Source organism: Bacillus massilinigeriensis (genome assembly GCF_900111815.1).
GTDB lineage: Bacteria > Bacillota > Bacilli > Bacillales > Cytobacillaceae > Mesobacillus_C > Mesobacillus_C mediterraneensis.
The window spans coordinates 1-1,032 of the sequence record NZ_LT630015.1 but is presented as its reverse complement, the minus strand read 5'-3'; the positions used below and the strand labels follow the sequence as shown (position 1 = coordinate 1,032).

Here is a 1,032-nt window from a genome sequence, read left to right as displayed (position 1 = left end):
CACTAGTGTTGCATTAATTTAATTCCACTATTAAAAATACTCAAAATGTTCAGGTAAGTTATTTTACGCAAAGAAAAAGTCCTTTATAATAGATATGTCAGGTGGTAACCCATCCAAATCTATTAATAAAGGACAAACCCATGGATAAGGTTACACGAAAAACTTCATTTGGACAATGGTTTTCATCAATAAATCTTCCGTTGTTTGAAGAACAAGTGAAAACATTGAAATTAGATCTTTATACGAAAAAGTTGACGACAGAATCGTTTTTAAAATTACTTCTTTATGCACAGCTACAAGAAGTCGAAAGTCTTCATGCACTGAGTGATTGTCTTTTTGATGACCAACTTCAAAAAGAAATCGACCTTGATTCGATTAGTATTTCCCAGCTGTCACGGCGCTTAAACGGAATAAATCCAGATTTGTTTCAAAGGCTATTTCTTGATTTAGTCTCACAAATCCATGTCAAAACACACTATAAAAAACTGATTATGCCATTAAAAATCATTGATTCAAGCACATTGCCACTTAATTTAACCAATCATAGATGGGCGAAATTCCGTAAGAAAAAGGGAGGAGTAAAGTTACACCTACGCCTTGTTTTCATGGAAGATGGGAAGTCCTATCCCGAAAAAGCCATCATGACCACCGCAAAAGAACATGATCGTGGTCAGCTTGAAATTCTGGTGGATGATAAAGAATGCATGTATGTTTTTGACCGGGGCTATTTAGACTACGAGCGATTTGATCGCATGACAGATGAAGGGTACTTCTTCCTTTCCAGGTTAAGAAAAAACGCTGTTATCAGGGAAGTTTATGATTTCAAACTACCCGAGGGCTCGACTGTTTTATCGGATCAAATGGTTCTGATAGGTACGACTCAAAACCGTGCTGAAAACTACTTTCGCCTTTTAAAAGTGATAGATACAAAAGGAAATACCCTTCATTTAATCACAAATCGCTTTGACTTAAGTGCGGAAGAAATATCAGAGATGTATAAGTCACGCTGGGCAATAGAACTGTTTTTCAAAT

Annotated in this window: 1 protein-coding gene; it reads left to right on the top strand. The window is 36.0% G+C overall.

All coding sequences use genetic code 11. The features are described 5' to 3' along the window. Positions 1 to 140: 140 nt before the first annotated feature. Positions 141 to 1,032 (top strand): IS4 family transposase (locus BQ5796_RS16260; protein WP_071461422.1); only part of this gene is annotated, 892 nt, incomplete at its 3' end.